At 67.4% G+C, this 25,041-nt stretch carries 26 protein-coding genes, 3 tRNA genes and 1 pseudogene; 13 read left to right on the top strand and 17 right to left on the bottom strand.

Annotated elements, in window-relative coordinates:
* Window positions 1-9: 9 nt before the first annotated feature.
* Both GAA2_RS01295 and GAA2_RS01290 read right to left on the bottom strand, forming a co-directional pair.
* On the bottom strand, window positions 10-1,422 hold the full coding sequence (locus tag GAA2_RS01295) for a phytoene desaturase family protein (RefSeq protein ID WP_024498762.1): 1,413 nt from the start codon (window positions 1,420-1,422) through the stop codon (window positions 10-12).
* Complete coding sequence (locus tag GAA2_RS01290) at window positions 1,419-2,426, bottom strand: alpha/beta fold hydrolase (protein ID WP_096272798.1); 1,008 nt, start codon at window positions 2,424-2,426, stop codon at window positions 1,419-1,421. Before GAA2_RS01290 ends, GAA2_RS01295 begins: the two co-directional genes overlap by 4 nt.
* 91 nt (window positions 2,427-2,517) lie before the next feature.
* On the opposite strand from GAA2_RS01290, the gene GAA2_RS01285 reads away from it, so the two are divergent.
* Window positions 2,518-2,955, top strand: a complete 438-nt coding sequence (locus GAA2_RS01285) for a MarR family winged helix-turn-helix transcriptional regulator (RefSeq protein ID WP_024498764.1) — start codon at window positions 2,518-2,520, stop codon at window positions 2,953-2,955.
* A 55-nt stretch (window positions 2,956-3,010) separates the two neighbouring features.
* On the opposite strand, the gene GAA2_RS01280 is transcribed toward GAA2_RS01285, so the two are convergent.
* The 5 genes from GAA2_RS01280 to GAA2_RS01260 form a co-directional block, all read right to left on the bottom strand.
* Window positions 3,011-3,101, bottom strand: a tRNA-Ser gene (locus GAA2_RS01280).
* Between the two features lie 77 nt (window positions 3,102-3,178).
* Window positions 3,179-3,388 (bottom strand): CsbD family protein, encoded by a 210-nt coding sequence (locus tag GAA2_RS01275; protein WP_006435223.1) that lies wholly within the window; start codon window positions 3,386-3,388, stop codon window positions 3,179-3,181.
* Between the two features lie 172 nt (window positions 3,389-3,560).
* Window positions 3,561-3,830, bottom strand: a complete 270-nt coding sequence (locus GAA2_RS01270) for a hypothetical protein (RefSeq protein WP_006435224.1) — start codon at window positions 3,828-3,830, stop codon at window positions 3,561-3,563.
* 124 nt (window positions 3,831-3,954) lie between these two features.
* Entirely contained in the window at window positions 3,955-4,419 is a 465-nt protein-coding gene (locus GAA2_RS01265) for a nucleoside deaminase (protein ID WP_006435225.1), read from the bottom strand.
* 16 nt (window positions 4,420-4,435) lie between these two features.
* Window positions 4,436-4,978, bottom strand: a complete 543-nt coding sequence (locus tag GAA2_RS01260; protein WP_006435226.1) for a tRNA adenosine deaminase-associated protein — start codon at window positions 4,976-4,978, stop codon at window positions 4,436-4,438.
* A gap of 79 nt (window positions 4,979-5,057) precedes the next feature.
* Here GAA2_RS01260 and GAA2_RS01255 point away from each other — a divergent pair, with 79 nt between their 5' ends.
* Window positions 5,058-6,032 (top strand): prephenate dehydrogenase, encoded by a 975-nt coding sequence (locus GAA2_RS01255; RefSeq protein ID WP_006435227.1) that lies wholly within the window; start codon window positions 5,058-5,060, stop codon window positions 6,030-6,032.
* Here the strand turns inward: GAA2_RS01255 and GAA2_RS01250 are convergent.
* The 3 genes and pseudogenes from GAA2_RS01250 to GAA2_RS01240 all read right to left on the bottom strand — a co-directional run bounded on the left by GAA2_RS01250 (window position 6,029) and on the right by GAA2_RS01240 (window position 8,643).
* Window positions 6,029-7,047 (bottom strand): annotated as a pseudogene (locus GAA2_RS01250) (IS481 family transposase). The gene GAA2_RS01255 and the pseudogene GAA2_RS01250 overlap by 4 nt on opposite strands.
* 141 nt (window positions 7,048-7,188) lie before the next feature.
* A complete protein-coding gene (locus GAA2_RS01245) occupies window positions 7,189-7,842 on the bottom strand; it encodes a putative glycolipid-binding domain-containing protein (RefSeq protein WP_191834666.1) in 654 nt (217 codons plus the stop codon).
* Between the two features lie 60 nt (window positions 7,843-7,902).
* The gene (locus GAA2_RS01240; protein ID WP_191834665.1) at window positions 7,903-8,643 is read right to left on the bottom strand and encodes a hypothetical protein; all 741 of its coding nucleotides are present in this window, start codon (window positions 8,641-8,643) and stop codon (window positions 7,903-7,905) included.
* 429 nt (window positions 8,644-9,072) lie between these two features.
* On the opposite strand from GAA2_RS01240, the gene helR reads away from it, so the two are divergent.
* From helR to GAA2_RS01220, 4 genes are all read left to right on the top strand, one after another.
* On the top strand, window positions 9,073-11,244 hold the full coding sequence (gene helR / locus GAA2_RS01235) for an RNA polymerase recycling motor ATPase HelR (protein WP_096272787.1): 2,172 nt from the start codon (window positions 9,073-9,075) through the stop codon (window positions 11,242-11,244).
* Between the two features lie 89 nt (window positions 11,245-11,333).
* Window positions 11,334-11,879: a hypothetical protein gene (locus GAA2_RS01230; RefSeq protein WP_006438762.1), complete on the top strand. Its 546-nt coding sequence runs from the start codon at window positions 11,334-11,336 to the stop codon at window positions 11,877-11,879.
* Window positions 11,876-12,286 carry a BlaI/MecI/CopY family transcriptional regulator gene (locus GAA2_RS01225; RefSeq protein ID WP_006438761.1) on the top strand — a complete coding sequence of 137 codons (411 nt, stop codon included), beginning with the start codon at window positions 11,876-11,878 and terminating at the stop codon, window positions 12,284-12,286. The genes GAA2_RS01230 and GAA2_RS01225 overlap by 4 nt, the downstream gene beginning before the upstream one ends.
* The gene (locus tag GAA2_RS01220; RefSeq protein WP_006438760.1) at window positions 12,286-13,245 is read left to right on the top strand and encodes a M56 family metallopeptidase; all 960 of its coding nucleotides are present in this window, start codon (window positions 12,286-12,288) and stop codon (window positions 13,243-13,245) included. Before GAA2_RS01225 ends, GAA2_RS01220 begins: the two co-directional genes overlap by 1 nt.
* Before the next feature lie 26 nt (window positions 13,246-13,271).
* On the opposite strand, the gene GAA2_RS01215 is transcribed toward GAA2_RS01220, so the two are convergent.
* Both GAA2_RS01215 and GAA2_RS01210 read right to left on the bottom strand, forming a co-directional pair.
* Window positions 13,272-14,171, bottom strand: a complete 900-nt coding sequence (locus GAA2_RS01215) for a cytochrome c biogenesis CcdA family protein (RefSeq protein ID WP_006438759.1) — start codon at window positions 14,169-14,171, stop codon at window positions 13,272-13,274.
* A 1-nt stretch (window position 14,172) separates the two neighbouring features.
* Window positions 14,173-14,859, bottom strand: coding sequence for a DsbA family protein (locus GAA2_RS01210; RefSeq protein WP_006438758.1), 687 nt, complete (start codon window positions 14,857-14,859; stop codon window positions 14,173-14,175).
* Window positions 14,860-14,962: 103 nt separating this feature from the next.
* Between GAA2_RS01210 and GAA2_RS01205 the strand changes: the two genes are divergently transcribed.
* The gene (locus tag GAA2_RS01205) at window positions 14,963-15,730 is read left to right on the top strand and encodes a DsbA family protein (protein WP_081598287.1); all 768 of its coding nucleotides are present in this window, start codon (window positions 14,963-14,965) and stop codon (window positions 15,728-15,730) included.
* Window positions 15,731-15,845: 115 nt separating this feature from the next.
* On the opposite strand, the gene GAA2_RS01200 is transcribed toward GAA2_RS01205, so the two are convergent.
* Both GAA2_RS01200 and GAA2_RS01195 read right to left on the bottom strand, forming a co-directional pair.
* Window positions 15,846-15,918, bottom strand: a tRNA-Arg gene (locus tag GAA2_RS01200).
* 36 nt (window positions 15,919-15,954) lie between these two features.
* Window positions 15,955-16,046, bottom strand: a tRNA-Ser gene (locus tag GAA2_RS01195).
* A gap of 117 nt (window positions 16,047-16,163) precedes the next feature.
* Here GAA2_RS01195 and hisC point away from each other — a divergent pair.
* Window positions 16,164-17,231 carry a histidinol-phosphate transaminase gene (gene hisC, locus GAA2_RS01190; protein WP_191834664.1) on the top strand — a complete coding sequence of 356 codons (1,068 nt, stop codon included), beginning with the start codon at window positions 16,164-16,166 and terminating at the stop codon, window positions 17,229-17,231.
* On the opposite strand, the gene GAA2_RS01185 is transcribed toward hisC, so the two are convergent.
* The gene (locus GAA2_RS01185; protein ID WP_035760424.1) at window positions 17,228-18,223 is read right to left on the bottom strand and encodes an alpha/beta hydrolase; all 996 of its coding nucleotides are present in this window, start codon (window positions 18,221-18,223) and stop codon (window positions 17,228-17,230) included. The genes hisC and GAA2_RS01185 overlap by 4 nt on opposite strands.
* A gap of 199 nt (window positions 18,224-18,422) precedes the next feature.
* Here GAA2_RS01185 and GAA2_RS01180 point away from each other — a divergent pair, with 199 nt between their 5' ends.
* Complete coding sequence (locus GAA2_RS01180; RefSeq protein WP_006438754.1) at window positions 18,423-18,923, top strand: acyl-CoA thioesterase; 501 nt, start codon at window positions 18,423-18,425, stop codon at window positions 18,921-18,923.
* Here the strand turns inward: GAA2_RS01180 and GAA2_RS01175 are convergent.
* Window positions 18,897-20,144, bottom strand: coding sequence for a hypothetical protein (locus GAA2_RS01175; RefSeq protein ID WP_024498768.1), 1,248 nt, complete (start codon window positions 20,142-20,144; stop codon window positions 18,897-18,899). The genes GAA2_RS01180 and GAA2_RS01175 overlap by 27 nt on opposite strands.
* Before the next feature lie 145 nt (window positions 20,145-20,289).
* Between GAA2_RS01175 and GAA2_RS01170 the strand changes: the two genes are divergently transcribed.
* From GAA2_RS01170 to GAA2_RS01155, 4 genes are all read left to right on the top strand, one after another.
* Window positions 20,290-21,414: a magnesium transporter CorA family protein gene (locus GAA2_RS01170; protein WP_024498769.1), complete on the top strand. Its 1,125-nt coding sequence runs from the start codon at window positions 20,290-20,292 to the stop codon at window positions 21,412-21,414.
* A 7-nt stretch (window positions 21,415-21,421) separates the two neighbouring features.
* Entirely contained in the window at window positions 21,422-22,336 is a 915-nt protein-coding gene (locus GAA2_RS01165) for an ABC transporter ATP-binding protein (RefSeq protein ID WP_006438751.1), read from the top strand.
* Complete coding sequence (locus tag GAA2_RS01160) at window positions 22,333-23,133, top strand: ABC transporter permease subunit (protein ID WP_006438750.1); 801 nt, start codon at window positions 22,333-22,335, stop codon at window positions 23,131-23,133. Before GAA2_RS01165 ends, GAA2_RS01160 begins: the two co-directional genes overlap by 4 nt.
* Before the next feature lie 115 nt (window positions 23,134-23,248).
* Window positions 23,249-24,367, top strand: a complete 1,119-nt coding sequence (locus GAA2_RS01155) for an alpha/beta hydrolase (RefSeq protein ID WP_248664685.1) — start codon at window positions 23,249-23,251, stop codon at window positions 24,365-24,367.
* Here the strand turns inward: GAA2_RS01155 and GAA2_RS01150 are convergent.
* The gene (locus GAA2_RS01150; RefSeq protein WP_006438748.1) at window positions 24,285-24,959 is read right to left on the bottom strand and encodes a winged helix-turn-helix transcriptional regulator; all 675 of its coding nucleotides are present in this window, start codon (window positions 24,957-24,959) and stop codon (window positions 24,285-24,287) included. The two genes, GAA2_RS01155 and GAA2_RS01150, sit on opposite strands and share 83 nt — an antisense overlap.
* Window positions 24,960-25,041 lie beyond the last annotated feature (82 nt).

Genomic DNA, 25,041 nt, shown 5'->3' with positions numbered 1-25,041 from the left:
ATTCGGCCGTCACCGGAGTGAGCGCAGCGCCGACTCGGCGGCGTGATACCCGCACAGCCCGTGGATACCGGCGCCCGGCGGGCTGGCCTGCGAGCAGATGTGCACGCCCGGAACACCGATCGCGTACGGGTCGATCGCGAGGCGAGGCCGCAGGACCATCTGCAGGCCGTCGTTGGCGCCACCGATGATGTCACCGGCCCCGAAGTTGGCGTTCTTCTGGTGCAGGGCTTCGGTCCCCGTACTCGCCGTGGCGACGATCCGATCACGAAAGCCCGGCGCGAATCTCTCGATCTGCGAGACGATCTGGTCGGTGGCGTCGCCGTCGAAACCGCCGGGGACGTGGGCGTAGGCATAGATCGGGTTGATTCCGCCCGCACTGCGGGTGGGATCGGCGACGTACTGCTGACCGAGCAGGACGAACGGCCGCGACGGCATGACCCCGGCGGCACGTTGCTTCTCCGTATACGCGATCTCGCCGAAGCCGCCGCCGAGGTGAACGGTTCCGGCCCGCACACACTCCGGATTGGTCCACGGGATGTCACCGTCGACGGCGAAGTCGACCTTGAATGCGGACGAGCCGACGCGGTATCTCCGGTAGGAGCGGCGAATCCGCGCAGGCATGGCGTCGCCGTATATCGAAAGCACCTGTGACGGTGACAGATCCAGGAGGACGAGGTCGGCGGGCGGGATGTCGGCGCGGGAGCTGACCCGGACTCCGGTCTCGATCTTGCCGCCGGCCTCGAGCAGCGCAGCCGACACCGCGGCGGTGATGGCGCCGGAACCGCCCTCTGCCACCGGCCATCCGTATCGGTGCCCGCTCGCGGCGATCATCAGGCCGAGCGATGCGGTCAGCGGCCGGTCGAGGCGGGAGAACAGGTGCGCGGCGATCCCCCCGTAGAGGGCCCGTGCGCGTTCGGTGCGAAACCAGCGGGCCAGCACGGTGGCCGGAAGTACGGCTCGAGGACCGAAGGCGGCCAACCGGATCGGGTGTCCGGGGATGCCGACGATCGGCCCGAGGAGATCTTCACCCAGGTCGTCGAAGTGTTCGGCCAGATCGCCGAACATCGACCGCCAGCGGGCCCCGTCGACGCCGAGACCAGCGGCGGTCTCGGTGATCGACTGGTACAGGAGTCCGGCTTCACCGGAGTCGAGCGGGTGGGCACAGTCGATCTCCGGCCACTTCCACACCAGCCCGTACTTCTCGAGTCCGACCTCGGCCCAGAACGGCGACCCCACCCCGAGAGGATGGAACGCCGAACAATGATCGTGGATGAGGCCGGGCACCGTCAGCTCCCCGGACCGTGCGCCACCCCCGACCGTGTCCGCGGCCTCCAGCACCTGAACCTGCACTCCGGACCGGGCGAGGTGAAGGGCGGCGGCGAGCCCGTTGGGACCACCGCCGACCACGACTGCAGTGGTCACCGACTCCCCTGACCTCTCTCCGGGACCGGCGACGCGCCACAGTCGTCGGGTCGCATCCGCCATTCACTCACCACCTCAGAATCGGTGACCCGATGACGGGCGTCAACGTCGAGACTCCGGTCGACGCCGTCCAGGAAGTCGACGATCGCTGCAGCGAGGCGATCCGGAGCCTCGAGCGCGACGTGACGTCCGACCGCCTCGAACTCGATCGTGGACAGAGGTCCGCCCGAAATCTGAGCGAGCGTCTGAGCGGTGAAAGCTCCGCCGGAGGTCCCGACAGCGAGCATCGGCATGGTCAACGGCACCGAGGCCCGGTCGCGGAACTCTTCTCCCTCGGCGAGCATGGACCGATACAGGCCCGCCGCCCCGCGCCAGCCCCCGTCTCGGGCGAAGACCCGCACGAACTCGGCGATGTCCGTTTCGTCAACCGCCCCCGGCACGGTTGTCATCGTCGGGAACGCCCACTGCTCCAGCACTTCCCGTTCGCGCCCGCCGAAGAGCACGTCGGCGATGCCCGGCGCGGCCAACGTACCGATGTGCCACGAACCGCCTCGGGTCACGTCCCCGAGCCCCTCCAGGCCGAACCCGGCCAGACCCATCTCGACCGCGATCAGACTGCGCACGAGACCGGGATGTTCCGTTGCCAACCGGTAGACCGCTCCACCCGAAATATCCTGTCCCAGAACATGCATCGGGCCCACATCGAGGTGCCGGATGAGTTGGCGCAGATCATCCGACGCCGTCGCGCTGTCGTGGTCGTCATCCGCGACCGCGGAGTCGCCGAAGCCACGGAGATCGACGGCGAACACCCGGTGACGCCTCGCCAGCAACGGAATCAGTCGGTGGAACGTCCACCATGATTCCGGGAAGCCATGAACCAGGAGGATGGGCGAGCCACCGCTTCCCGCCGAAACATGGTGCAGCGTCGTTCCGTTCACGTGCGCTACGTGGTGTTCCACGCCGGGGATCGTGGCCCTGGCCACACTTCGGGTATTCACACTCATGACAAGCCGTTTTATTGGCAACCGGGTTGTCAATAACCTAGAACCTGACAACCGGGTTGTCAATAGGGTGGGTGAGCAGTAATCTCCCGACGTGGACGTTTCCCATGGTGCGCAGTTCGCGCGAATGCTGGTCGAGACCTTCGATGCGATGACGCGCGAGGTCATCGAGGAGCTGACCGCGGCCGGCCACGCCGGGCTCACGGTCTCGAATGAGCTCGCCATGGAGGCCATCGACGACGGGGCGGGCACCGCCGCCTCCCTGGCCCGTCGCCTCGGCGTCTCCCGTCAGGCCGCCGCCAAGACCATCACGACCCTCGAAGGCCTGGGTTACGTCGAACGTGCTGCCGACACAGACGACGCGCGCCGCAAGAGCCTGAGGATCACCACCCGGGGCCGGGAGGCGATCGCGATCGGGAGCTCGGCGTTCGAACGGATCCGGGTCCGGTGGGAATCCGCAGTCGGCGCCGACCGTGCCGCCGAGACCGAAGAGGCCCTCCGTACGCTGCGGGACGACATCGCCGGCAGCTGACGAAGCAGCATCCGAGAAGCAAGATGGCCCCCGTCTACACGACGGGGGCCATCTCTGGCGGTGGCGGAGGGATTTGAACCCTCGGTACGGGGTTACCGCACACAGCATTTCGAGTGCTGCACCTTCGGCCGCTCGGACACGCCACCGCGAAAGACTGTACCGCAGCGGGGCGGCGAGTCTTAAATCAGCTGGTCAGAGCGATCAAACCGGGTACAGCGGGCAATCAGTGGCCGGTCAGCTTGTCCTTGACGTCGTCGACCTTGCCCTTCACGGCGTCGGCGGCCTCGGTGATCTTCTGCTTCCCCTGGGCCTGGGCCTGATCGCCCTTGCCCTCGTTCTTCAGATCCTGATCGTCGGTGAGGCTGCCGGCGGCTTCCTTGCCGCGGCCCTTCAACTCTTCGGCTTTGTTCTTGGCGTCGTCAGTGGTTCCCATGAAGCCTCCTCGATGAGGTTCGGCACGGCCGGATGCCGGCCGAGGTGGAAGAACTCGGCGATCTACCCGCGCCGGTGGCTCGACGCGAGCGTCGCCATGCAGGAGCTGACTCCTGCGTTCCACGGTGCCACAGACCGGCGACTCCGTGCAGAACTCCAGGTCAGACGTCAGATCAACGACTGTTGAACTTCTGGGCCACCTCGGTGATCTTGTCCTTGGCGGTGGTGACGACCTCCTGGACCTTCTCGTTCTCGGCGAGCTCGCCCAGCTTGTCCTTCGCGGTGCCCAGCGCATCCTGGACCTGCTTGCTCTCGACCAGTTCGTCGATCTTGTCGCGGGCGGTGCCCAGTGCCTCCTGCACCTTGCCACTCTCGGCCAGTTCGTTGATCTTGGCCTTGGCGGTGTCGAATGCTGCGGTGACCTTGTCGGCCGGGTCGGACATGGCTACTCCTCGAGGATCGGGTCGGGACTCGATCTCCAATCTGCCAGAGCAGCGCGGTACCGACCACCGGTCGCGACCCTGCGATCTCACCGATCTTTTCGTCTCACATCCCTGAGAGTGGTGTTCAGCGCGCTCTCCGTGTCGCGAAGAAATCGACCATCAGCGCGCGGCACTCGGCCTCGAGGACGCCGCCTTTCACCTGGGGGCGGTGGGTGAGTCGCGGGTCTCGCACGACGTCCCACAGGGACCCGACGGCCCCGGTCTTGGGTTCCCACGCGCCGAACACCAGCGCGTCGACGCGGGACAGCGTGATGGCGCCGGCACACATCGTGCACGGTTCGACCGTCACCGCGATCGTGCAGCCGGGGAGTCGCCAACCGTCACCGAAGGCGCGGGCTGCGGCACGCAGGGCGAGCACCTCGGCGTGCGCCGTCGGATCGCCGTCTGCTTCCCGACGATTGGCCGCGCGCGCCAGTTCGACGCCCTCGGGGTCGAAGACCACGGCACCGATCGGGACGTCGTCGGTTCCCGACGACGAGGCGGCGTCGAGTGCCGCGCGCACCATGTTCTCCCAGGCGGGGGCACTCATCGTGCGCCGGCGCCGGTCAGTGGCCGAGTGAGTCGAGAACCTTGCCCAGTTCATCGGCGAAGCCGAGCCGGGCGGCGATCATGCCGAGCTGTTCATCCGCGTAGAGGTCGGTGTCGCCGACGATGACGCTCATGACCGCGTCGGGCAGGCCCAGGTCGGCCAGGACCGCCAGGTCGCCCTCTTCCCACGGTTCGACGGTGTCGAGCTCGTCCGGGTCGATGTCGGGCACGTCGAGGTTCAGGGCGTCGAGGACGTCGGCCGCGACGTCGTAGTCGACCGCCGCGGTCGCGTCGGAGAGCAGCAGCCGCGCACCCGACGGCGCGGGCCGGACGATGACGAAGAACTCGTCGTCGACGTCGAGCAGCCCGAACACGGCGCCGGCCGAACGGAGCTCGCGAAGTTGTCGCTCGGCGTCCTCGAGATCAGAGAGCGCCGACGGCTTGAGCGCAGTGACTTTCCATCCGCTCTCGTCGCGCACCACCGCAACAGCGAAACCGTCGATGTCCTCTTCCACGTCCTGCGTGTTCGAACCCGACTTCCCATATCCGGCACCGGCCATGCAGCAAACCGTAGCCTCTATCAGCTGCAGTCCCAAGTCCCGGAACGAGCGGAGATCGAGGTATGGGAACGTTGTCAGCGTGACTGCTGACTCGTCGTCCTCGCGTTCTGCGCCCTCGACGCCGGTGTGCGTGCTTGGCCTGGGTCTGATCGGCGGCTCGCTGTTGCGGGTTCTGCACGACGCCGGGCACGAGACGTTCGGTTACAACCGGTCGTCGGCGACCGTCGACGCAGCAACCTCCGACGGATACCAGGCGTCGACGGATCTCGTCGCCACCTTGCGCCGTGCGGCCGAGACGGAAGCCGTCATCGTCCTGGCGACCCCGGTGACGACCATCGAACCCATCGTGTCGGACATCGCCGAACACGCACCCGGCGCTCTGCTGACCGACGTGATCAGCGTCAAGCAGGAAGTGGAGAAGGTGATCGCGCGGGCACACCCCGGCGCGCGCTACGTCGGCGGGCATCCGATGGCGGGGACCAGTCGGTCCGGGTGGCCGGCAACCGATCCGACACTGTTCCGGGATGCGATGTGGGCGGTCACCACGACCGATCACACCGTCGCCGACGACTGGCTGGCCGTTGCGTCGATCGCACGGCTGGCGGGGTCGCTGGTGGTGCCCGTGGCTCCCGATGCGCACGACCGTGCCGTCGCCGCGATCTCCCACATGCCGCATCTGACGGCGGCCGCGACCGCCGCGGTGGGCGCCGGCGAGAGCGACCTCGCCCTACGCCTGGCCGCCGGCAGCTTCCGCGACGGCACCCGGGTCGCCGGAACGGCACCCGCGCTGCAGCGGGCGATGATCGAGGCCAACAGCATCGCCGTCCTCAACGTTCTCAGCGAGACCATCGACCGTCTGATCGCCGCGCGCGACGAGTTGCGTGATCACGGGACGGCCGAGGTCCTGGTCGACGACGGACATCGAGCACGCACCGCGTACGAACGACTGCACGACGGTAGCCCGGAGCCCATCAGTGGAGTGACGATCGGCGAGCCGGGTTGGCAGGAGGAACTCCGCCGCCAGGCGCATCAGGGCCGGGTGTGGGTGGGCTAGGTGTACTGACCCGCCAGGTTGGGTACGCGGTCGGCGGGTGAGTCGCCTCTGAGTGCGGTGTGGCCGCGTTCGTGATTGTAGATGCGCAGGAACTCGTCGAAGGCGGCCACGCGTTCGGTCTCGCTGTTGTAGGGGCGGGCGTAGGCCCATTCCTCTTGCAGTGTGCGGTTGAATCGTTCCACCTTGCCGTTGGTTTGCGGCCGGTACGGTCGTGTCCATTTGTGTTTGATCCCGTTGTCGGCCAATCGTTTCCGGAACATTCTGGACCGGTAACAGGACCCGTTGTCGGTCATCACCCGTGTGGTCGTGACGCCGATCGAGGCAAAGTGGGCCAAGGCACGGGTCATGAACGCGGTCGCGGTTTCCTTCTTCTCATCAGCGAGGATCTCCGAATAGGCGTATCGGGAGTGATCATCGACGGCGTGGTGCAGGTAGGCGTATCCCAGGTTGGGGCGGCCATGCACGGTGCGGGGCCGGGACGGATCGCGATGGGCACTGGAATTGCGGCCGCCTCGGGCGCGGCCGTGCACGCGGTGCCCACCACCGTCGGGATCCTGCCCAGCTTCTTGATGTCGACGTGGATCAAGTCCCCGGCAGCTTCGCGTTCATACCGGCGAACCTCACGTCGTCGTGCACGCACCGGTGCTCCGGTGGCCGGGTCGGTCCACGACAACCGCACACACTGGTACCGGGTGAGGATGCGGTGGACTGTGGACACGTTCAACCCCAGGTGGAACCCGATCCGAGCTGGTCCCCAACGGCGCGACACGCGTAACCCCACCACCCGGCGTTCCCGGCGACGGGTGGTGCGATGCGGGCATGAGCGGGGCCGGCTTGAGCGGTCAACCATCCCTGCGGGCCCGTGGTCGCGGTAGCGGTCGGCCCACCGTTTGGCCGTGGTCACCGAGACATTGAAACGGTCCGCGGCACGCCGCAGCGGCCACCCATCCTCGACAACACACCGAGCCAGACGCAGCCGGCCAGTCGGGGACAACGGTGAATTACGGTGAGACATGAAGACCTCCGGGTTGAGGAGCGGTTCTTAGACAGCTCCACACCTCACTCGGAGGTCTTCCCTATGTCACGCCGACTCGCCGAACCCCGTACCTAACGTCCCGGGTCAGTACAGCTAGGCCTACCGCAAGGTCTGAGTGGGCTAGACCCGGCGGGCGAGTCCCGGGTAGTCGGCGACGAAGCCGTTGTCGTCGAGGGTGATGGTCGTGGTGGCCAGCGGCGACACCAGGTCGACGCCGTCCGCGGTGGCGGTGTAGGACATCGTGGCCGGCTTCACCTCACCGCTGGGCAGGTACATGTACATGACGGGTACCTCGACGGTGCCGTCGGCCGGCGTGATCCCCATGCGGCGCAACGGGAGCGCGTTGAACATGGGCGACAGCGCGAGGTCGACGTCCTTGGCACCCTCGAAGTCCGATTGGATGATCTCTCCGTCAGGGCGACGGATGAGCCAGGTGCCCTCGTTGTCGCGGGTGATTCCGAACTGGGTCTCCCCCGTGTCGCCGCAGATGAGGTGCACCGTGAGACGTCTGGTGATGCCGGTGTCGGTGGTCTGTAACTCGTACGACGCGGAGAACGGCTCGTGGTCGTCGGTCGCGGCGGCGATGATCCGGCCATAGGCCTTCACGCGTGCGCCGGAGACGACCAGGCGGACCTGTTCGAGTCGGTCGGTGTCCTCGCCACGCCACGTCAGCACGGTCTTGAACTCGTCCGTGGCGGCGGACGACTGCTCACCCTCGGGGGCTGTCTGCGGAGAACTCACACGACTACGGTAGCGAGCCGACCCGCCGATCACACATCGGACGTGCTGGTCACTCGACCAGATGGACGACGTGGCGGCGCGAATCTCCGCCGGTCACGCGATACACGAGGCGGTGCGTCGGGCCGACGACGCCGTCACCGTGTCCTCCACCACCACTTTGCCGTCGACGTTGATCGAACACTTGGCGCCGCTCCCGGTCCCGGCGATCACCAGGAGACGCAACGGATTGTCCCCACCGGTGAACTGGACACTCCAAGGATTGGATGGCGCGAACTCCGACCTCAGACCCATCGCGTCGACGTAGAGGATGGTGGCCTGACCGTCGATGGCGACGTCGTAGGTCACCGGTTTGTCCAGGGGATTGACGCGTTCGTCGGGTCCGCCGGGCACGGGCCGGCCGGGATCGTCGGGAGTCAGTTGCGGTGGTTCGAATGTGCGCGGAAGCGGAACGTCGATGGTGGTCGGCGGGTCGGCGAGGGGCAGTTCGGTGGGTTCGTTCCGAAAAATCCCGCTGAACCCGACTATCGCGACGGCCACCAGCACGACGAGTCCGAGACACACGATGAGCGTCGAGGTGGAGACCTTCGTGATGCGTGACTCGTCGTCCGATACGGCCGCGGATCGGGCGGCGGCACGCGCCTCTTCCCGCTCGGCCTGCTCGGCGATGCGCAGCTCGGTGTTGGTGGGCTGGCCGGGCCGGAACAGGGCGGTGCCGTCCGGGGCGTATCCGAGCGGCGGGTACAGCTGCGGCCCGGGTGTGTGCCCATACGGATCGCTGCCACGATCCCGCGGGTCGCGGGCGTCGCGGTTCGGTCCGCCGTACGGCTGTCCCATCGTCGGCCTCCGGTCGAAGTGTTGTCTGTCTTCGACCTTACGGCGGGTCTCTGTGCCGGTGAGCCCGCGCGGTCCGGAAATGCTGGTCGCGCGGTGGGCAACCCGTTGTGGAATCGATTGAACGAATGGGGTCCCGGTCCGGCCGTGCTGCCGCCCCTACCCCCAGTTCACGGGGGCGGCAGCCCCCTGACAGACCCCACCGAAATCGTTCACCAGGTGAACTGAAGACACTCTCACATATCTGACAACGGTGTGCAACAGATGGGAGGCGTGCAGCAGATGGGCATGTGACAGCCGGGCCTGGGCCGATCGTTCTGCCCTCTTCACCATAAGCGCTGGAGGGGGCCTTGCGGCAAGCCCCCTCACCGGGTGCAGAATCGCCTTCCCACCTGCCGAGAGTCTCACCCGCATCGCCCAATCGGAGCCGCTTTGTCCGTGTCGCCCGCCCCGCTCGTCCCCGAACCCAGCAGCGTCTTCGACCTCCCGAGGAGGCTGTCCGCCAAAGCCGACCCCGTACTCATCGCGGACGACGAGCGCCACCTGGCCATGCTCGCCGCGAGTCTCACCGAGAGCATCGACGACGCCACCGCCCGGATCGAGGCCCTCCGACGGTCCGAAGGCGGTGGTGGACGACGAGCACTGGATCGCGATCTGGAGATCCACCAGACGCTCTCCCGCGTACGCGCTCTGCAACGCTTCAGCCTCGAGGCATGCCTGGGTCGTATCGTCGGCACCGACGGCGAGGTCCTCTACATCGGTCGCCTCGGCCTGACGGGGTCCGACGGTGCGACGTTGCTCGTCGACTGGCGTACCCCGCTGGCAGCTCCGTTCTTCGCCGCCACGCTGCGTGAGCCCGCGGGCCTGGTGAGCCGACGCCGCTACCGATGGACCCGAGGCCGCATCACCGACTACTGGGATGAGGTGTTCGTCGACGACCCGGCGGTCCTCGACCGGCACGCCGCACTCGACGACCAGTCGGCGTTCATCGCCGATCTCGCGGCCGTCCGTTCGCCGCGGATGCGGGATGTGCTGGGTACGATCGCTGCCGATCAGGACGAGATCATCCGCGCCGGTTCCCATGGGGCCCTGGTCGTCGACGGTGGTCCCGGAACGGGCAAGACGGTGGTGGCGCTGCATCGGGCCGCGTATCTCGTGTACGCCGATCCCCGACTCGCCGGGAATCGCGGCGGACTCCTCGTCGTCGGTCCGCACCGCCCGTACCTCGCCTACGTCGCCGACGTGTTGCCGAGTCTCGGGGAGGGCAGCGTACAGACGTGCACGCTGTCCGATCTGGTCGTCGAAGGAGCTTCGGCGACAACGGAATCCGATGCTCACGTCGCACGGCTGAAGTCGTCGGCGGGCATGGTCGGGGCGATCGAGCCGGCCGTGGCGTTCTACGAACAACCACCGACGACGCCGCTCGTCGTCGAAACCCCCTGGGCTGAGGTCACTCTCACCGCAGCGGACTGGGCGGAGGCATTCGATGTGCCCGAGCCGGGGACGCCGCACAACGACGGTCGCGACGAGGTGTGGGAGGAACTCGTGTCGATCATCGCTGCCCGGCATGACGATGACGTCCCGTTCGGAGCACTGCGTTGTGCTCTCGCGTCCAACCCGGAGCTCACGTCCGCGTTCAACCGCGCATGGCCGGTTCTGCGGCCGGCGGAAATCGTCGGCGACCTCTGGTCGGTGCCGGCGTACCTGCGCCGGTGCGCGCCGTGGCTGACGCCCGAGCAGGTGAGTGCCCTGCAGCGCGATCGCCCGGACGCGTGGACCGACGCCGACCTCCCGCTGCTCGACGCGGCGCGACGCCGGATCGGCGACCCCGAAGCCGCCATGCGGAGACGCCGTCGGCGGGCGACGGTCGACGCCGAGCACGAGCGGATGAGCCAGGTGGTCGAGGACCTCATCGCGGCGCAGGTGCACGACGACGGCGAGGGACTCATGACCATGCTCCGGGGTGAGGACCTGCGCAACGCGCTCGACGACGGGGTCGTCGCCGACACCGACACCCCGGACCGGTTGGCCGGTCCGTTCGCGCACATCGTCGTCGACGAGGCGCAGGAACTGACCGATGCCCAGTGGCAGATGCTCCTGCACCGGTGCCCGTCGAAGAGCTTCACGGTGGTCGGCGATCGCGCCCAGGCCCGCCACGGATTCACCGAGTCGTGGTCGGAGAGATTGCAGCGGGTCGGCTTCGACGGCGTCACCATGTCGGGGTTGACGATCAATTACCGCACCCCCGAGGAGATCATGACCGAGGCGGAACCGGTCATCCGCACCGCGCTGCCCGACGCCAACGTCCCGACCTCGGTGCGCCGCACGGGGATTCCCGTCCGGCACGGCGATCGCTCGGAACTCGCCGGAATCGTCGACGAATGGTTGTCCGCGCACGACGAAGGACTGGTCTGCGTCATCGGCGCTCCGGATGTCGCCGATGCCGACCGGGTTCGGTCGCTGACCCCGACCCTTGCCAAAGGGCTCGAGTTCGATCTCGTCGTGCTCGTCGATCCGGAGTCCTTCGGCGAGGGGATCGAAGGCGCCGTGGACCGGTATGTGGCGATGACGCGGGCGACGCAGCAGTTGGTGGTGCTGAGTTAGCCGGGCCGGTCCGACCTGGCAGATCCGTCGACTATCGGGTCTAGTCGGCTACTACGACGCCTAGTCGAGGATGAGGCATACTGGCCGATGTGCGATTCCTGATGCCGATGCAGCGCTACCTGCGCGAGGCGCCGTCGATCCTGAAGCAGGGCCTCTCCGCCTGGTCGGTGCGGCACATGGTGGTGGCGGTGATCGCCGGCGCGGTGATCGGCGTGGTCATCGCCCTCGCCACAGCGCTCATCCCCAACCCCGTCTTCGTCCGGTCGATCGGTCCCGAGTGGTGGAACGCGCCGGTGCTCGTTCTCAGCGCGGTCCTCGGTGGACTGCTGGTGGCCAGTTACGTTCGCAGCCCAGGAACGGCGACCGACGCGGACCGTCCCGGGCGTCTCGGGATGGCCGGTGGCTTCTTGACCTGGTTCGCCGTGGGCTGTCCGGTCTGCAACAAACTCGTCGTGCTGACGTTGGGCTCCTCGGGGGCGATGACCTGGTTCGCGCCCATGCAACCCGTGATGGCGGTCGCGGCAGTGGGATTGTCGGCGGTGGCGCTGACCGAGCGACTCCGTGCGCAACAGAAGGGGTGCCGGATCAGGTTCGACGCTCCTGGGTCCGACCCGGTTGCGGCCGTGCCGCGATGAGCACGAAACGCTCCGGTGCCGCCGACCGTCCGGCGCCCGAACCCGCGCGTCTGGGTGCGCTCGAACAGCAGGTCATGAACATCCTCTGGGCCGATGGCCCGCAATCCATTCGCGAGATCATCGAGAAGCTGCCCGGTGAGCCCGCGTACACCACGATCGCGACGGTGCTGCGTAATCTCGAGCGCAAGCGGATGACCTCCGCCAGCCGTCGGCGCGGATCGGTGCGCCACCGGGCGGTGCACGACCGCGACCAGTACGCGGCTCAGCTGATGCAGCATGCGCTGACCACCAGCGGAGACCGCGCGTCGTCGATGCTGCACTTCGTCGAGGCGCTCTCGCCGACCGACATCGAGGTGCTGCGCAGATACGTCACCGAACATGCCGACGACCCCCCGGAGCAGAGCTGATGCTGGTCACCGTGGCGGTGGTGGTGGCCGCGTTCGTCGCTGCAGGTTGGCTGGGTCCGCGCGCTCTACGTCGCGCCGCGCCCGCGTTGTCCCGGGCGCCGCGTGTGGCAACCGGCCTGCTGATGGCCTGCGCCGCGCTGTGGGCCGGCGCGTTACTCGCGATCGGACCGATGTTCGCCTGGGTGCTCCGCGGCCCCCAGATCCTGCCGTCCGGAGCGGCCGAGGTGTGCCAGCGCTGCCTTGCCAGCGCGAGCCCGTGGTCGACCGGCACCGTCGAGACGGCGCTACCGACCGTCTTGTTTCTCCTCGCACCGGTGGTCATCGTTCTCACCGCAAGCTGGGTGGGCGCCCGGTATGTGTACCGCTCGACCATGAGCACGCGCGCCACCGCAGCCGCTTTCGCCGCCGTGACCACCCCCGGGGAGATCGCCGGCCATCGCGTCCGGGTCCTCGACGACGCCACGCCCGTCGTGTTCGCGCTACCCCGTCGCCGTGGCGGGATCATCATCTCTCGCGGTGCCGTCCAGCTCCTCGACGGCGTGGAGCTGAGGGCGGTGCTGGAACACGAAAGCGCCCATCTGCGCCAGCGACATCACCTGATCGCACTCGTCGTCGGCGCACTCGGTGCCCCACTGCGATGGTCGCCGTTGCTCGACTCGATCGTCGAGGCGGTGCCCCACTATCTCGAGATCGCGGCCGACAACGCGGCCCGCCACGCCGTCAGCACCCCGGCGCTCGCCACTGCGCTCCTGAAACTCGGCGGGCACCGCACCCACGTCCCGGGTGCACTGCACGCCGGTGGACCCGACCGGATCGGACAGCTCGTGGCGGTCGCCGACGGATCACGTCGGGGCGCGGTCCCTACTGCGGCGATCGTCGCGTTCATGGTGTTCTCGGCACTGGTCACCGCAAGCATCTACGCCTCCTACCTGATGGCCGCCAACGCCTGCATCCGGTGAGCCACCTGCGTGCGGGCCGTCGTCGGTCAGGCCTCCTCAGCCGCGACTGATCGTGCGGACGGATGTTCGTCGTCGAGGCCCGTTGCGTCGGGCCGACCGACCACGCGCGCCCTACTCGATCGACGCCACCACCAGGTGAGCACCACCGTGGCCAGCACCGCGATCGCGATGATGTCGACGATCGGTGTGGCCAGCATGCCCGCCGCGTTCTGTAGCCAGCCCTGGGCGTCGATCCCGATCGGCTCCGGGGCCCCGACGAACCCATTGGTGAGCCAGAACACGACGCCGACGGCGATCAGCAGGCCACCGGCGATCAGGTGGGTGGTGTGCAACCGCAGACGTCCGAGCGACACCTCGCGTCCACGAAGTCGTGCGCGCCCCGCCTCCCCGATTCGTGTCCACAGCACGGCGAGGATCAACAGCGGCACCACCATCCCCAGTGCGTACACCGCGAGCAGCAGTGCGGCCCCGCCGATTCCGCGGGACGCGGCCATCGTGATCACGGCACCGAGGATCGGTCCGGTGCAGAACCCGGTGACCCCGCTGACCGCACCGAGCAACAACGTCTTCACCAGCCCGGTGCGTGCCATCGACTGCTGCTGTACCCGGGACATACCCGGAACCAACCGGCCCAGGTCGAAGCCTCGACCGAAGAGCTGCAGCACACCCAGCATCACGATGAGAAGTGCGGCGACGGCGATGATCGTCGATCGGTGCTCGGTGAGTCTCGACGCCAGCGCTCCGACACCCATCCCCACCGGCAACAGTGTGATCAGGAGTCCGGCGTAGAAGATCGCGGCATGCACGACCAGTCGCCCGCGCGCGCCCACCGAGGATGCGAAGAACGCCGGGAGCAGCAGTGCGCCACAGGGGCTCAGCAATGCGAGCACGCCGCCGGCGAAGGCGGCGATCAAGCCCACATCCACGCTAGTTGCCTTCCGCGGTGGTCAGTTCGTCGAGCGCGTCGACGAACACCTGGGTCGGCTGGGCACCCGCGATGGGCTGTCCGCCGAGAATGAACGACGGGGTCGAGTAGGCGCCGGCGGCGGCCCCCAGTTCTTCGTTCTCCGCGATTGCCTTCCGGGTCGCCGCAGACTCCATGTCCGACCGGAAGCGGTCGACGTCGAGTCCCAGCTCCGCCGACGTCGCGATCAAGCCCTCCGTGGACAGCCCGTCACCCTTCCGCGGCCGACCCTCCGGATACAAGGCGTGGTGATAGTCGAGGAAACGCCCTTGCAGCGCAGCCGCATACGCGGCCCGGGCGGCCCGTGTGGACGCCTCGCCGAAGACGTTGACGTCACGGAACTCGATGCGCAGCTCTCCTGCCTCGGCACGCTCGATCATCGTGGGCAGCGTGTCGTGCGACCACTTGGCGCAGAACGGACACTGGTAGTCGGTGAACACGATCAAGGTGACCGGAGCATCCACCCGACCCAACGCCAGCGGATCCTGTGGGTCGCGTCGTTCGAGGCCGATGTCGTAGAGGTAGTCACCGGTGCTGTCGGTACCGGCCCGCGCAGGAGGTTGCGGGTCGTCGGAGTCTATGACCACCACAAAGGCGATCAGGGCGATGGCTGTTGCGACGATGACGCCCGCCACCAGCCAGAACGTCACGGGTGAACGCTTCTCGGTCAACAATGCCTCCGCTTCGAGTCGATTACTAAGCCAGATAGTAATCGACTATGGAACTTAGTTGATTGTCGGGCATAGTGGGCACGTGAGTTCTTCTGGCGATTCGACCCGAACCCCGGGCCCCGACGGTGGGCGACCACGACGACGCACGACCCGACGCTCGCGATGGGCCGTGGCGCTGGGTGCCGTGCTCGTGGCAACGCTGGTCACCGCGGCGCTGACGCGACCCTGGGAGGAACCGTCGGCCCCTGAGGTCACCGCACCGGCGGCGACGATGATGATGAACACCAACCTGGGTCCGGCCGGGGATGTCCCCCGACGTACCGACGACGACCCGCTCGTCTTCGGGGCCGCCGACGCTCCCGTCACCATGGTGGTCTTCGAGGACTTCCGCTGCGAGTACTGCATCGTGTTCACCCGGGAGATCCAGCCGGCACTGGTCGACCGCTACGTCGATACCGGGATACTCCGCGTCGAGTGGCGCGACGCCCCGATGGCGGGGCCGCAATCCTGGCTCGCGGCGCGTGCCGGCCGAGCGGCCGCCGCTCAGGACCGGTTCTGGGAATTCGTACGGGTGGTGATGGAGGGCGCCCCGGCAGACCGGCAACCCGAATTCACCGAAGAGTCACTCACGGCGTTCGCCCGGCGAGCGGGGGTCACCGATCTCGAACGGTTCGGAAGCGATATGCGCGGTGGCACTTTCGACCTCGACATCGAGTCCGACCTCCGCCTCGCGAAGAGTCTGTTCATACCCCCGACGCCGGCGTTCTGGATCAACGGCACCCCGCTGCTGGCGGGAATGCCGTTGCCGGTCTTCATCGATGTCATCGAAGGTGTTCGGCCCGCACGATAGGCAGTCCCAGCCGGGGTGAGGTGCCTAGCCCATGGGCGGTCGGGTCAGCGGAGTGGACACCTACCATCGCCCACATGTAGAAATCCCCAGGCCATATCGACCTGGGGATTCTCTGTGCGCCCGTAGGGATTCGAACCCCAAACCTTCTGATCCGTAGTCAGATGCTCTATCCGTTGAGCTACGGGCGCGTGTTATTCAGTTGTACCGCCGTCGGCCGACTGCGGTGGCGGAGGCGAGAGGATTTGAACCTCCGGTCCCGTTTTAGCGAGACAACTCATTAGCAGTGAGTCCCATTCGGCCGCTCTGGCACGCCTCCTTGGCGGAGTCCTTTCGAACTGCCGGACGAAAGGTTACACACCCTTCGCGTCCACAAGCAAACCGTTTGGTCAGAGCCGGTTTTTGCCCGTTCCGCGGTGCGGCCTACATTGGTCTGGTGAGCCTGCGAATCCGACCCGATCTCGACGACCTTCCTGTGTACGTACCGGGCAAGACGTTTCCCGGGTCCGTCAAGCTCGCGAGCAACGAGGTCCCCGAGGGTCCTCTGCCCAGCGTCATCGAGGCCATCGCCGCGGCGGTGGCGGGAGTCAACCGCTATCCCGACAACGGGATCGTCGAACTCACCGCCGCGCTGTCCAAGAAGCTGGGCGTCACCGAGGACGAGGTCCGGGTGGGCTGCGGATCGGTCATCCTCTGCCAGAACCTGATCCTCATCACCAGCGGACCCGGCGACGAGGTGGTGTTCGGGTGGCGCTCGTTCGAGACATATCCCCTCGCCACTCGCGTCGCGGGTGCGACGCCGGTTCAGGTGCCGCTCACCGACGACCTGACCTACGACCTCGAGGCGATGGCCGCAGCTGTCACCGAACGCACCCGCCTCATCTTCGTGTGCAACCCCAACAACCCCACCGGCACGGTCGTCGGGGAGGCCGACCTCCGCACGTTCCTGCAGAACGTGCCGTCGGATGTCCTCGTCGTGCTCGACGAGGCGTACTTCGAGTACCTGCGCCTGCCGGAGAACCAGGCCTACGACGCACTCGAACTCCGTCGGGAGTTCCCCAACCTGGTGATCCTGCGCACCTTCTCCAAGGCGTACGGCCTCGCCGGCCTCCGCATCGGTTACGCGATCGCCGACCCCGAGGTCATCACCGCGCTGGGAAAGGTCCACGTGCCGTTCTCGGTGAACAGCCTCGCCCAGACCGCCGCGATCGCGAGCCTCGAGGCCGGGGACGAACTCCTCGCCCGCACCGACGCCGTGGTCGCCGAACGTGCTCGCGTCACCGAACGTCTGCGTGCCGCCGGCTACCGGGTACCCGACTCACAGGCCAACTTCGTCTGGCTCGATCTGGGTGCCGCGGCGATGGACTTCGCGCGTGCCGGCATCGACGCCGGTGTGGTGATCCGACCGTTCGACGGTGACGGCGTTCGGGTGACGGTCACCAACGCCGAGGAGGACGACGTCTTCCTGCGGTTCGCCGAGAACTGGGACGGCCCGCGGGCCTAGAGACCGCGTGCGATCGTCGGCCACGCCACGGCCAGGTCGCGTTCCCAGTAACCCCAGGTGTGGGTGCCGATGAGGCGGAAGCCGTCGGTGTACGGGATGCCCGCGGCGCGCAGGGTCACCGCGAACTCCAGCGAACAACGGTAGGCGCCGAGCTCGAGAGCCGACGACGACGCCGTCACGACGTCGCGAGACCCTTCTTCGGGTTCGATCCGGCGCTGCAGGTCGAGCGGACCGACCGCACCGGAACCCGCGGCGATGAAGATGTTCTTCCCGCGGAGTTTGTCCAGATGGTGGTTCGGATCGTGCGCACGCCACCCGGCGGAGCCGAAGGGCCCCCACATGTTGGTCGCGTCGCCGCCGTCCCGGCCGACCGTCGAGCGCACATACGCCTCGTTGAACGGGCCCGACACAGGCGGACAACCACTGAGGGATGCGACACCGGTGTACATCGCCGGGTTCCGCACGGTGAGCGCGAACGCTGCCTGCCCGCCCATGGACAGGCCGATGATCGCGTTACGCCCGTTGCCGTTGAACCTCTCGTCGACGAGCGGTGGCAGCTCCTTGGTCAGGAACGTCTCCCACATCGGTTTGCCGAGCTTCGCGTCCCGCTGCTTCCAGTCGGTGTAGAAGGTCCCCGATGCCCCGGCGGGGAGCACCACGTTGACGTTCTTGTCGGCGAAGAACCGGCCGGCACGTCCCTTGGTGATCCAGTCGCTGACGTCCTTGTAGTTACCGGCGCCGTCGAGCATGTACACCGTCGACCGCGGAGAGGTGGCACCCGCGGGAGTCAGCACGGACACGCGTATGCGGTCGTTCATGGCCGGCGAGAACACCCAGATGTCGGTGCGCAGGGCACTCATCTTCACGGCCTTGGCGATGCGGGCGACAGGTTTCGGTTCGACTGCCCGCGGTGCTGCATGGGCCACCACGGGGGTCAACGCAGCCGTCATCACCAGACTGGCAAGACCCGCGATCAAGCGCCTCGATCTCATGTCAAACTCCCTACCCGGCAAACCCCGACCGCACCGGAAGTCCTCGTTCGCCATGCATGTGCTCCGCGCCGACCGATCTGGACGCGTGGCGACATCTAGACTGTCAGACTACCTGCCGGTCGGCAGGTCGAGACGTCGCGAAAGTGGCCGATCCGATACCAACCACCACACAAACGGTGTCCCCGAGCGAAAGTCGACGATGCACAAACCTCCGAGCGGGCAGAACTCACCGAAAGACAAGCCCGACGACGGGGATCTGAACGACAACGGGTACGCGTTCGTCGCCGACATCCCGGTCCGGTGGTCGGACATGGACGCCTTCGGACACATCAATCACGCGCGCATGGTGACTCTCATGGAGGAGGCCCGCATCGCATGGCTTCTCAGCGCCGGCGAGGAGTACGCCCCTCTGATCACCAGCGCGATGATAGTCCACGTCGACATCCGATATCAGGCCCAACTCCGACACGACGACTCGCCGCTGCTAATCGGTATGTGGATCAAGAACTTTCGGTCGGTCGACTTCACCATCGGCTATGAGATCCGGGGCGCGACCGCCGACCCGGACAGCCGGCCGGCGTGCGTGGCGAGCACGCAGATGGCGGTCGTCGACGTCGAGAAACACACGCTTCGACGCCTCAGCTCCGAGGAGAAGGACTACCTCAAGGCCTGGTCACGACGGCTCGTAGCGGGCCGGTAGCTCCCGCGGCACGGCCGGGGATATCCGGGCGATGTTGCCCTGTAACACATCTCGGTAGATCCGAAGCTGCTCTTCGCCGCTGCGCACCTGTTCGGTGAGACGCTTGGCGTTGTCGACCGAGATCTCCCGATCACCCGACCGCGCGATCAGCGCGTCGATGCGGTCGTCCAGGGTCATCGCCTTGTTGTATTCGGCGAGCACCTGGAGTTCGTCGGCCGCCGACTCGACGACGTGGGCGACCTCGCCGAGCGCCTGCACACGATCGATGAGTTCGGTCCACACCGGCCGGAGCGTGGTCTCGCGCTGGTCGATCTGGGCCGCGAAGGTGCGATCGAAACCGCCGTTGCGTTTCGCGCGGTCGAGGTCGATGCGGACGGCTCGCAGGGCGATCACGTCGGCGGCGATCTCGGCGAGCTCGGCGTGCAGGTTGACCTGGGTGCGCTGTACCTCGAAGTGGTCGGAGCGCCATGCGGGGTTGCCGACGATGCGGTCGTAGTAGTGCCCCGCGATGAACAGGAGGGTCTCGTAGCCGTCGACGAAGTTCGCCGCCCGCGGGGCCCCGCCCGGCACGTCGCGTCCGGTCGCGAACAGCTGATCGGCCCACTGCCCGGCCTGCGGATTGCCCGACTTCGCGGCGACCTGCCCGACGACGCCGGCGATGCGGTCGATGGCCGCAGTACCCGCGCGCCGGACGTAGCCCGAGGAGTTGACGTTGGGTGTCGGCGTGCACAACAGCCCGGCGAAGAGCCGCTCGCGTTCCTCGATCTCGAGATAGATGTTCTCGCGGCGCTCGCGGCGGATCGCCCGCGTCCCGGAGGCGAGGACGCCCTTGGCGGTCACGATGTACTTGCGCGCGTCGTCGCGGCGCCGTTGCAGCCCGTTCAACCGGTTCCTCAGCACCGCGCCGACGACGCTCGGCACGACCGGGCTGGACAACTGGTGTTCGAGCTGGAAGATCGCCCGCTGCAGGCGGCGCAGGTCGCCGAACCCGGCGGGGACCGTCGGCATCGGCCGGCCGGTGGAGATCCTCCGCACCACGATCGCGCGGCCCCCGGGTGTCAGGTAGCCCGCCGCCACCAGCAGTGCGGCGGTGTCGGACAGCTCGCGCCGCTCACCCGGCACCGACGACCGGTCGCACCACTCGCGGATCTGATCGCTCGTGCGCGCGGGCATCCGCCGGTGCCCTCTCGAGCCCTGCCCTTCCGGGCCCTTGTCGACCATGCCACTGCCGCCTTACTGGAAGAATCGGTCCGCGCCCCGTATCTGCAGACACCGGCTTCGATGCTACCCGCGGTCTCCGACACGCCTGGGTGACCATGATCTCCCCCGGAGGCCAACCGGTGGTCCGGGATGACACGATGTGCGCATGACCGATTCCGTCGCGGCCGGTACCGGACACTCTGCGAGCGAGCGGGTACGCGGCCAGATCTGGCGCAACGGCGAGGCCGTCGGTGCATTCGACCCCGACGGCTTCGACCTCGACGTGATCTCCGACTGCCTCGACTCCGGCGATCCCGACACCCTCATCTGGGCCGACCTGGAATGCCCCTCCCACGAGACGCTGTCGCGGGTCGCCGCAGAGATCGATCTGGATCCCTTCGCGGTCGAGGACACCGTCGCGGCGGCCGAACGGGTCAAGACGGTGGTGTACTCGGGCCACACGTTCGTGATGGTCTACGCGATCGCGCTGCACGACGGCGACGCCTCGTCCGACGCCGATGCAGAGCCGTCCGACGAGGTGTCGGAGAGGGTGTCGGGGACCGACTTCCGCGCGTCGATGAACGGTCACGCGCGAATGTTCGACCTGCACCGCATCTCGATCTTCGTCAAGCGGAACGCCCTGATCACCGTGCGCCCGACGCCGGGGTTCGACATGGACGAGGTGGTCCGGCGCTGGACGGAGAGCAGCGCGATGCAACACGGCATGGGCGCACTCGTCCACGGCCTGCTCGACGTCGTCGTCGACGGACATTTCGACGCGGTCCAGCGGCTCGACGACGAGATCGAGGACCTCGAGGCGCTGCTCTTCGACGAGCGCGTCCCGGGGCGGGAACTCCAGCGCCGCACCTACGATCTCCGCAAGGACCTCGTCGTGTTGCGGCGGGTGGTCCTACCGATGCGCGAGGTGATCGCCGGCATCCAGCGGCGTCGCTTCGAGAACAACGCCCCGCCCGAACTCGATCCGCACTTCTCGGATCTGTACGACCATGCCCTGCGCGCGTCGGAGTGGACCGAGTCGTTGCGGGACATGATCACGACCGTCTTCGAGACGAACCTGACGCTCGCCGACGCGCGGTTGAACACGGTGATGAAGAAGCTCACGGCATGGGCCGCGATCATCGCGGTACCGACCGCCATCACCGGCTTCTACGGACAGAATGTGCCATTCCCGGGATATCTCAACACATTCGGTTTCATCATGAGCATCTGTTTGATAGTTGTTGTCGTGCTGAGTCTCTACATCTCCTTCCGACGCCGCGATTGGTTGTGACACGACGGTGAACTCTCCTGCCATCACGATCGACGGACTGACCAAGCGCTTCGGTGCGGTCGCCGCGGTCGACGACCTGTCCTTCACGGTCGCGGCGGGACGCGTGACCGGTTTCCTCGGCCCGAACGGTTCGGGCAAGACGACCACCCTGCGGATGCTGCTGGGTCTCGTCGAACCGACGGCCGGACGCGCCCTCATCGGCGACCGCCCGTATCGGCAGATCCGCCGGCCCGCACAGGAAGTCGGGGCGGCGCTGGAGGCCTCGAGCTTCCACCCGGGCCGCACGGGACTGTGGCATCTGAAGGCTCTGGCCCCACAGGTAGGGGTGTCGACGGCGCGGTGCCGGGAGGTGCTGGACTTCGTCGGGCTCACCGAGGCCGCGGACCGCCGGGTCGGCGGCTATTCGATGGGTATGCGTCAGCGCCTCGGCCTGGCAACGGCATTGCTCGGTGATCCCCGGGTCATCATCCTCGACGAACCGGCGAACGGCCTCGATCCCCAGGGCATCGTCTGGCTACGCGGACTCTTCCGATCGCTGGCTCACGAAGGTCGGACGGTGCTCCTCTCGAGTCACGTTCTGGCAGAGGTGCGCAGCACCGTCGACGATGTGGTGGTCATCAGCAACGGTCGACTCGTCCGGGCGTCGACCCTCACCGAGTTCGAGGACCTCGCCGTCCACGCGGTCAGGGTCCGCACCCCGGGCCCCGCGTCGTTCGTGGCCCTGGCACGCGAGCGCGACTGGCGGATCGAGGACGCCCCCGGCGGCTTCCGCGTGCACGGTGTCGACACGGCGACCGTCGGCTCCGCCGCATTCGGCGCCGGTATCGAACTGCATGAACTCACCGACGCCGGTGCCGATCTCGAGACCGTGTTCCTGCACCTGACCGGTTCGCCCACACCGTCGATGGGAGCTGTGCGATGAAGGCGGCACTGGTCGCGGAGTACCGCAAGTTCGTCTCCACCCGGATGTGGTGGGTGCTGCTCATCGCCATGGTCGGCTATCTGGCGTTCATCGGTGCGGTCCTTGCCTTTTCGATGACCGCGGAGGACGCCATGAACCGTCCGGTGCTGCTGTCGGGCGGTGATCTCGCGCGGTCGATCTACGCGTTGACCTCTCCGATCGGCTACGTGTTCGCCCTGGTCATCGGCAGCCTGGCGGTGACCGGCGAGTTCCGCCACAAGACCATCACCGCCAGCCTCCTGGTCGAGCCACGGCGCGGAATCCTATTGTCGGCCAAGCTGATCGCGGGCATTCCGATCGGTGCACTGTACGGCATCCTCGGCACGCTCGCGGTCGTGGCGACCGTCGCCCCGATCCTCGCCATCCTCGGCGACGGCGCCTTCCTCGGCGACGGTTCGACCATCGAGGTCATCGCCCTGTCGATGCTGGTGATGGTGTTGTGGACGGCGATGGGCGTCGCCTTCGGCGCGGTGGTCTCCAATCAGGTGGCCGCGATCGTCATCCTGCTGGCATTCACCCAGCTCGTCGAGCCGATCGCCCGGATCGCCCTGGGCTCCTTCGACGTCACCACGTCGGTCTCGAAGTTCCTTCCCGGTTCGGCTGCCGATGCCCTGGTGGGTACGACCTTCTTCGCCAGCATGGGCGAGGGCGCCTCGGATCTCCTCCCCCAGTGGGCGGGGGCCGTGGTGATGCTGGTCTACATCGCGGCGTTCGCCGTCGTCGGCCGGCTCACGACCCTGCGACGCGACGTCGCCTAGGCGGCCAACCTCTTCGCCTGCCTCGCTCGTTGCGATCAGATCACAACACCTGTCCCTCCAGTCACATCTGCCCCATACTCGACAGGTCGACCGATCGCCGACGAGGGGATGCCGCATGCAACGACGCCGAACACTGACCGGGGCCGCGGGTGCGGTCGGAGCGTCCCTCGTCGCGCTTGCGCTCATCCCGGGTGTTCCGTCGGCGCTCGCCGACGACGACACCGCGCGCATCGTGTCGACGACGGCGTTCGACGGCCGCGAGCGACTCGAGGTCTGGTCGCCGTCGATGGGCCGCGAGATCACCGTCGACGTGCAACATCCGGCGGGTGACACCAAACGGCCCACGCTGTACATGCTCGAGGGCGCCGAAGCCCACGACGAGGAGTCGGGCTGGTACGCGATGACGGATCTGCAGAAGCTGGCCGCCGGCGAGAAGCTGACGGTCGTGACGCCGGTCGGCGATCCGCACAGTTATTACACCGATTGGCGCACAGTCGATCCCGGTGTCGGCAAGAAGTACATGTACGAGACGTTCCTGACCGAGGAACTGCCCCCGCTGATAGACGATGAGTTCGACGGCAACGGGCGCAACGCCATCGCCGGGGCATCGATGGGCGGGGTCGCGGCACTGACCCTCGCGACCCGACGGCCCGCGCTGTACAGCGGAGTGGCGGGTTACAGCGACTGCGCCAACATCTCGAGCCCGCAGAACCAGCTGCTCACCCGGTGGGACGTGAGCCGCGGCGGCGGCGATGCGACCAACATGTGGGGCCCGTTCGGCGATCCGGAGTGGAGCGCGCACGATCCCTATGTGAACGCGGAGAAGCTCCGCGGCAAGACCATCTACATGTCGTCGGGCAACGGGGTCCCCGGCCGGTACAACAACCTGGTCGCCGACCCGATCGGCGAGACCGTCCAGGGCATCATTCGGCGAGTTCGGCAGCTGGTCCTGCACCGGGCAGATGAGCAACCGCCTGTCCCGGCTCGGCATCCCCTACACCACCAACCTGCGGCCCAGCGGAACCCACAAATGGGGGTACTGGAAGGACGAGCTGCACGTGTCCTGGCCGATCCTGATGCGCTCGGTCGGATTGCGCTGACATCCCGCCGGCCGAGTAGGTCCGAGGCGCCAGCCGAGGACCGTATCGAGGTCACGCCGGCCGCGGGATCGCAGCCGACACACTCTGTCCGATCCACGCCGGCACCTCTCGGGCGACCTCCGCCGGGGCGGTGATCTCGGCACGATCGGTGCTCAGCGCGTACCGCCAGTCGATGTCGCCGCGCCAGATCTCGGTGAGGGTTCTCAAATCGGTCGCGACGGTGGCGTCGACCTCGTAACCGGGATCGAAGTCACACACCTGCGCGTCGTCCCCCGAGACCACCAGATACCAGGTGCGCGCCTTGCCGATCACATCGCGAAACATGAACTGCACCACGGTTCGACGGCGCGGCCATTGATCGACCGGGACGGTCCGGCGCATGTCCCACATCAGCAGGTGCGGATCGAGATCGGCGTCTCCGAGATCGCCGACCCAGCGAATCCCCCACGCACTCAACGCCTCCACCACCGTGGTCAGTTCCTCACCCATGTCCGTTAGTGAGTACACCGAACGACCACCGACCTCGGACCGGCGGATGACTCCGGCCCGCTCCAGATTGCGCAGCCGCTTGGTGAGCAGCGCCGGCGACATCTTCGGGACGCCGCGTCGTAGTTCGTTGAAATGACGACTGCCCAGCAGCATTTCGCGAACGATCAGGATCGTCCAGCGCTCGTCGAGGAGCTCCATGGCCTTGGCGACCGGGCAGAACTGTCCATACGACGTCATCGCATCCTCCCTTGCGTCGATGAATCCAAGTACACACCCGCCGCACCACGATGACCAGTACAGAATGTGAACCGGAGTCGGT

Source organism: Gordonia ajococcus, assembly GCF_012974285.1.
Lineage (GTDB): Bacteria > Actinomycetota > Actinomycetes > Mycobacteriales > Mycobacteriaceae > Gordonia > Gordonia amicalis.
The sequence above is the reverse complement of the archived record's forward strand: the minus strand, read 5'-3'. Positions and strand labels throughout refer to the sequence as shown.